Below are 6,393 nucleotides of genomic sequence, written 5' to 3' on the forward strand. Positions count from 1 at the left end.
TGAGCCGGCGAGACGCCGGCGGTCCGAAAGAGCATGAGAAGACGCGCCACTGGAGTGGCGCGCCCCCAGCGAAAACTACAGCAGCCCGCCGGCGAGGTTGTCGAACCGTGTCCTGATCTCGTCGACTGACGGGACCTTGTCAGCCTCGAGCTCGGGGTATTCCTTGGCGAGGTCGTGGCGGTCGAACTCGTCGAGATGCAGGTCGGCCGTGCCGTGGTCGTGCGGCAGGGCGTTCAGCGCGTTGTGCAGGTGGAAGATCTGCCAGCGCGCCGGCATCTCGTGGCGCAGTGCCTCGAGCCGGGCCAGACGATCCTCGAAACGCTGCATCACTTTCTTGCGCTCTTCCGACATGGCGACCTCCCGGTGTTGTTATGCAGGCAGCAGGTTCAGGCGACGCAGCAGCTCCTTCTCCTCCTCGTAGGTCTTGGCCATCGCCATCTTGTAGGCGGGCCCATCGAGCAGGATCAGCGGCTGGTCCATGTTCTCAAGGAATTTCAGGTGCTCAGGTTCCTGCGCGGCGGCACGGAAGGCATCGGCCAGCACGGCGACCACGGCGAGATCCATGCCCTTGGGGCCGATCAGGCCACCCGGGCTGTCGACCACCACGTAGATGCCGAGCTCCTTCACTGTCGGCACATCCGGGAAGCGCTTGGCGCGCTCGGCCGTGAAGACCGCCAGCAGGCGCAGCTGCCCCGCCTGCACCATCGGCGCCCAGCCCGAAGACTCCGAGGCGAAGTCGATCTCGCCACCCAGCAGAGCGCGCAGCGTGTCGGTGGTGCCACGATAGGGTGCGTGCGTCCAGTTGAGCCCGCCTTGGGTGATGCCGACCCGCTCCATCGCCAGATGCTGGGTCGAGCCGATGCCGAGCGTGCCCCAGTTCATCTTGCCCGGATTGGCCTTGGCGTAGACCAGGAGCTCGGGCAGCGTCTTCCACGGCGCATCGGCCTTCACCACCACACCCATGACGAAGCCGGTGATCTGCAGGATGTAGGTGAGGTCGTTGATCGGATTGTAGGTGAGCTGCTTGTTGAGCAGTGGCTGGCGCAGCACGCTCATGTGCATCTGCGAGATCGTGTAGCCGTCGGGCTTGGCCTCCTGTAGCGCCATCGCACCCATGATGCCCGAAGCGCCCGCCTTGTTGTCGACGATGACCTGCTGGCCGAGCTTCTTCGACACCGACTGCGCCAGGATACGGAACCCGGCATCGGCCGGTCCGCCCGCCGCCCACGGAATGATCAGCCGGATCGGCCGGTCCGGAAACTTCGCCTGCGCCCGCGCGGCGCCTGCCGCTGCAAATGGCAAGGCGGACGCGCCGGCGAGGACCGCCCGCCGCGTAAGACTGCTCATGCTTCCCCACTCCCTGTTTGCCGGACTCTGACCACGGGCGCGTGCAACGGGCAAGCCATCGCCCGCTCGAACAGCCTTGATCAGCGGAATTCCGTTGCCCGATCCCGGCCTTGCCCTTAACGTCGATGACGAGAGCACCAAGGAGGCAGCATAGCGTTCCTCGCACGTTGCGAGGCTTAAAATTGAAAGTCAGTCGCGTCCTTTCGATTCCGACATTGCAAAGGCAAGGCTCCACCAAAAGGGGTCGGCTGGGAGGCAACAATGGACGGGAAGGCAAGACCAGCTCCATACGGCCGAGCAGGCGGCATTAATTCGCTTGGCCGATCGACACAAGACTTCAGCCGCAGGAACCTGCTTGCGCTTTCGGCGCTTGGGCTTTTAGCCACCGGACAACGCACGGCAAACGCCAACAACGCACAGGGACAGCTCACCTGGGCGGTGCACATCTCGCTGGCGCCCACATGGTTCGATCCGGCCGAGACGCCGGGCATGATCACGCCCTTCCTGCTGATGTATGCCCTGCACGACGCCATGGTGAAGCCGATGCCCGGCAACGCCAACGAGCCGTGCCTGGCCGACGGCTGGAAGATGGCGCCCGACGGCCTCAGCTACGAATTCACCGTGCGCGCCGGAGCCAAGTTCCATAACGGCGAGCCGGTGACGGCCGAGGACGTGAAGTTCTCCTTCGAGCGCTATCGCGGCACATCGGCCGCGCTGATGAAAGAACGCGTGGCCACCGTCGAAACGCCGGACGAGCGGCGCGTGCGCTTCGTACTCAAGAAACCGTGGCCGGATTTCCTGACCTTCTACAGTTCGGCGACCGGCGCGGGCTGGATTGTCCCGAAGAAGTACGTCCAGCAGGTCGGCGAGGAGGGCTACAAGAAGGCGCCGATCGGCGCGGGGCCCTACCGCTTCGTCTCCTTCACGCCCGGCGTCGAGCTCGTCCTGGAAGCCTTCGACGCCTACTGGCGCAAGGTGCCGGCGGTGAAGCGCCTGGTCTTCAAGGTCGTGCCCGAGGAGGCGACGCGGCTCGCCGCCCTGAAGCGCGGCGAGGTCGATTTCGCCTACTCGATCCGCGGCGAGCTCGCCGAGGAGCTGCAGAAGACGCCCGGCCTCACGCTGAAGGCGGTGGTGCTCCAGGGCACCTTCTGGCTCTACTTCCCCGACCAATGGGATCCCAAGTCGCCATGGCATGACCAGCGCGTGCGCGAGGCGGCGCGGCTTGCGATCGATCACAAGTCGATTTCCGAGGCGCTGACGCTCGGCTATTCGCCGATCACCAACAGCATCATCCCTGACAGCTTCGACTTCTACTGGAAGCCGCCAGCGGCGAAATACGACCTCGCCGCCGCCAAGAAGCTTCTGGCCGAGGCCGGTTTCCGCAGCGGCTTCGATGCCGGCGACTATTACTGCGATTCGTCCTACGCCAATCTCGGCGAGGCGGTGCTGAACAACCTGCAGGAAGCGGGCATTCGCGTGAAGCTGCGGCCGCTCGAGCGCGCCGCCTTCTTCGCGGCCTACTCCGAGAAGAAGCTCAAGAACATCATCCAGGGCTCGTCCGGCGCCTTCGGCAACGCCGCGACGCGACTGGAAGCCTTCGCCGCCAAGGGCGGCGCCTATGCCTATGGCAATTATCCCGAAATCGACACGCTGTTCGCCGAGCAGGCGGCCGAGATGGATGTCGCCAAGCGCACGGCGATGCTCGCTCGCATCCAGCAGATCCTGCACGAAAAGTCGGTCTACGCGCCGATCTGGCAGCTCGCCCTGCTCAACGGCCAGGGCAAGCGCATGGGCGAATCCGCGCTCGGCCTGATCCGCGGCCATGCCTATTCCGCACCGTATGAGGACGTGACCATCAAGCCAAGCTGACAACAGGGAGTGACCACATGCGTTCGTCCCTACGTCACCTGCGCGTTCATGTACCCGGAGCAACCCGCTCGCGCGCCACGCGACGCGAGCTGCTCGGCCTCGCGGCTCTTGGCGTCCTGGCGACCGGCGCCAGACCCGCCAGGTCGGCGGACAGCCGGCTGGTCTACGCCGCCCATATCTCGCTGGCGCCGACCTGGTTCGATCCAGCCGAGACGCCCGGCATCGTCACGCCGTTCATGCTGCTCTATGCCCTGCATGACGGGCTGGTGAAGCCGATGCCGGGCAATCCGGCCGCGCCGTGCCTGGCCGAGTCCTACAGCGCTTCCGCCGATGGGTTGAGCCACAGCTTCGTGCTGCGCCCCGGCACCATCTTCCACAACGGTGCGCCGGTGACGGCGGAAGATGTCAAATTCTCCTTCGAGCGCTATCGCGGCAATGCCGCAGGCTTCATCAAGGAGCAGGTGGCGGCCGTGGAGACGCCCGATCCACGGCGCGTGGTCTTCCACCTGCACCGGCCCTGGCCGGATTTCCTCACCTACTATTCCAGCGTTACCGGCGCGGGCTGGATCGTCCCGAAAAAATACGTCGAGAGCGTGGGCGAGGATGGCTTCAAGAAAGAGCCCATCGGCGCGGGACCTTACAAGTTCGTCTCCTTCACTCCCGGCATCGAACTGGTGATGGAGGCATTCGACGGTTACTGGCGCAAGGTGCCGACCGTGAAGAAGCTGGTCTGGAAGGTGATCCAAGAGGAGACCACGCGGCTCGCGGCGCTGAAACGCGGCGAGGTCGACCTCGCCTACTCGATCCGCGGCGAGCTGGCCGAGGAATTGCAGCGCACGCCGGGCCTCGAGTTGAAGCCGGTGCTGATCAACTCGCCGTTCTGGATCTATTTTGCCGATCAGTGGGACCCGAAGTCGCCCTGGCATGATGCGCGGGTGCGCAAGGCCGCCACGCTGGCGCTGGATCGCGAGGGCATCAACCAGGCACTCACGCTCGGCCATTCGCTGCTGACCGGCAGCATCGTGCCGAAGGATTTCGATTACTACTGGCAACCGCCGACGATTCCGCACGATCCGGCGGCGGCGCGCCGTCTGCTCGCGGAAGCGGGCTTCCGCGGCGGCTTCGATGCCGGCGAGTACTTCTGCGATTCCTCCTACGCCAATCTCGGCGAAGCGGCCCTGGGCAGCCTTGCGGAGGTCGGCATCCGCATGAAGATGCGCGCCATCGAACGGGCCGCCTTCACCAAGGGATATTCCGAGAAGAAGTATCGCAACCTCATCCAGGGCGGCAGCGGCGCGTTCGGCAACGCGGCGACCCGGATGGAGACCTTCGTCGCCAAGGGCGGGGCCTATGTCTACGGCAGCTACCCCGACATCGACGAGCTGTTTGCCCAGCAGACGGCGGAGACCGACCGAGCCAAACGCACGGCGATCCTGCACCGCATGCAGCAGCTGGTGCACGAGCGCACGGTGTACGCGCCGCTGTGGCAGCTCGCCTTCCTCAACGGCCAGGGCCCGCGAGTCGACGAATCGGCATTCGGCCTGATCAGCGGGCATCCCTATTCCGCACCCTACGAAGACGTCCGCCTGAAGGGCGGCGCCTAGGGGAGGCAGCCATGGTTTCTCTCAGCACCACGCGGCGTGGCGTTCTTGGTCTTTCGACGGCCGCCCTGATCAGCGCCACGCTGCGCTCGGCCGGCGCCGCACCCGAAGGATTGCGCGTCGCCGCGCATGTCTCGCTGGCGCCAACCTGGTTCGACCCGGCGGAGACGCCCGGCATCATCACGCCCTTCATGCTGCTCTACGCCATGCATGACGCGGTCCTGAAGGCGATGCCCGGCAATCCGATGGCGCCGTGCCTTGCCGAATCCTGCACCATGTCGGCCGACGGGCTGAGCTATGCGCTGTCGCTGCGCAAAGGCGTGAAGTTCCACAATGGCGACGAGCTCACGGCCGAGGACGTCAAGTTCTCGCTCGAACGCTATCGCGGCGCCGCGAGCAAATCCCTGAAGGACCGCGTTGCCGGCGTCGACATCCGCGACCCGCACCGGCTGACCATCCGCCTGAAGGATCCGTGGCCGGACTTCCTCACCTTCTATGCCGGCGCCAGCGGCGCCGGCTGGATCGTGCCCAAGAAGTATGTCGAGCAGGTCGGCGACGAAGGCTTCAAGAAGGCGCCCGTCGGCGCGGGGCCGTACAAGTTCGTTTCCTTCACACCGGGCGTCGAGCTGGTATGCGAGGCCTTCGAGGGCTACTGGCGCAAGAAGCCCGCCATCAAGCGGCTGGTCTTCCAGGTGATCCCCGACGAGGCGACCAGGCTTGCCGCCCTCCAGCGCGTCGAAGTCGACATCGCCTACTCGATCCGCGGCGAGCTCGCCGACGAGCTGCTGCGCACACCTGGCCTCGCCATCAAGCCGGCGCTGGGCTCGGCGCCGTTCTGGCTCTATTTCCCGGAACAGTGGGACCCGCAGTCGCCGTGGCACGACATCCGCGTGCGGCAGGCCGTAGGCTTCGCCCTCGACCTCAAGACCATCAACGAGGCGCTGACGCTCGGCCATTCGCGGCTGACCGGCAGCATCTTCCCCGAGAACTTCGAGTTCTACTGGCAGCCGCCGGCGCCGGTGTACGACCCGGCCCGCGCCCGCAAGCTGCTGGCCGAGGCCGGCCACGGGCGCGGCTTCGATGCCGGCGATTACTACTGCGACACCTCGTACGCCAATATCGGCGAGGTCGCGCTGAACAACCTGCGCGAGGTCGGGATCCGCGTGAAGCTGCGGCCGCTCGAGCGCGCCGCCTTCTTCAAGGCCTACTCCGAGAAGAAGCTCAAGAACATCGTGCAGGGCGCTTCCGGTGCGTTCGGCAATTGCGCCACACGCGCCGAGGCCTTCGTCGCCAAGGGTGGCACTTATGCCTACGGCAGCTACCCCGACATCGACGCCCTGTTCGCCGAGCAAGCCACGCAGATGGACCAGGCCAAGCGCACGGCGATCCTGCAGCGCCTGCAGCAGGCGGTGCAGGAGAAGGCGATCTATGCGCCGATCTTCCAGCTCGCCTTCATCTCTGGCGTCGGGCCGCGCGTCGACCAGTCGGGCTTCGGCCTGATCAAGGGCTTCGTCTACACGGCCCCGTATGAAGACCTGACGCTGAAGGGGAAGGCATAGCCATGATCAGTCTCATG

Annotated in this window: 5 protein-coding genes; 3 read left to right on the forward strand and 2 right to left on the reverse strand. The window is 65.7% G+C overall.

The window, feature by feature from the left end:
• Nucleotides 1-75 precede the first annotated feature (75 nt).
• Together RSO01_RS14925 and RSO01_RS14930 are read right to left on the reverse strand one after the other, a co-directional pair.
• Nucleotides 76-351 (reverse strand): hypothetical protein, encoded by a 276-nt coding sequence (locus tag RSO01_RS14925; RefSeq protein WP_147149907.1) that lies wholly within the window; start codon nucleotides 349-351, stop codon nucleotides 76-78.
• Between the two features lie 18 nt (nucleotides 352-369).
• Nucleotides 370-1,347 carry a tripartite tricarboxylate transporter substrate binding protein gene (locus RSO01_RS14930; RefSeq protein ID WP_147149908.1) on the reverse strand — a complete coding sequence of 326 codons (978 nt, stop codon included), beginning with the start codon at nucleotides 1,345-1,347 and terminating at the stop codon, nucleotides 370-372.
• Between the two features lie 261 nt (nucleotides 1,348-1,608).
• Between RSO01_RS14930 and RSO01_RS14935 the strand changes: the two genes are divergently transcribed.
• From RSO01_RS14935 to RSO01_RS14945, 3 genes are read left to right on the forward strand one after another with little or no spacing between them, the layout of a single operon-like run.
• Nucleotides 1,609-3,216, forward strand: coding sequence for an ABC transporter substrate-binding protein (locus tag RSO01_RS14935; protein ID WP_147149909.1), 1,608 nt, complete (start codon nucleotides 1,609-1,611; stop codon nucleotides 3,214-3,216).
• 17 nt (nucleotides 3,217-3,233) lie between these two features.
• On the forward strand, nucleotides 3,234-4,820 hold the full coding sequence (locus RSO01_RS14940) for an ABC transporter substrate-binding protein (RefSeq protein WP_147149910.1): 1,587 nt from the start codon (nucleotides 3,234-3,236) through the stop codon (nucleotides 4,818-4,820).
• An 11-nt stretch (nucleotides 4,821-4,831) separates the two neighbouring features.
• Nucleotides 4,832-6,376 carry an ABC transporter substrate-binding protein gene (locus RSO01_RS14945; RefSeq protein WP_147149911.1) on the forward strand — a complete coding sequence of 515 codons (1,545 nt, stop codon included), beginning with the start codon at nucleotides 4,832-4,834 and terminating at the stop codon, nucleotides 6,374-6,376.
• Nucleotides 6,377-6,393: the final 17 nt, after the last annotated feature.

The organism is Reyranella soli (assembly GCF_007992495.1).
Classification (GTDB): Bacteria; Pseudomonadota; Alphaproteobacteria; order Reyranellales; family Reyranellaceae; genus Reyranella; species Reyranella soli.

Excerpts from the sequence above, each read along its gene's own strand:
- RSO01_RS14940 (WP_147149910.1), top strand. The coding sequence starts at position 3,234 with ATGCGTTCGTCCCTACGTCACCTGCGCGTTCATGTACCCGGAGCAACC.
- RSO01_RS14925 (WP_147149907.1), bottom strand. The coding sequence starts at position 351 with ATGTCGGAAGAGCGCAAGAAAGTGATGCAGCGTTTCGAGGATCGTCTG.
- RSO01_RS14945 (WP_147149911.1), top strand. The coding sequence starts at position 4,832 with ATGGTTTCTCTCAGCACCACGCGGCGTGGCGTTCTTGGTCTTTCGACG.
- RSO01_RS14930 (WP_147149908.1), bottom strand. The coding sequence starts at position 1,347 with ATGAGCAGTCTTACGCGGCGGGCGGTCCTCGCCGGCGCGTCCGCCTTG.
- RSO01_RS14935 (WP_147149909.1), top strand. The coding sequence starts at position 1,609 with ATGGACGGGAAGGCAAGACCAGCTCCATACGGCCGAGCAGGCGGCATT.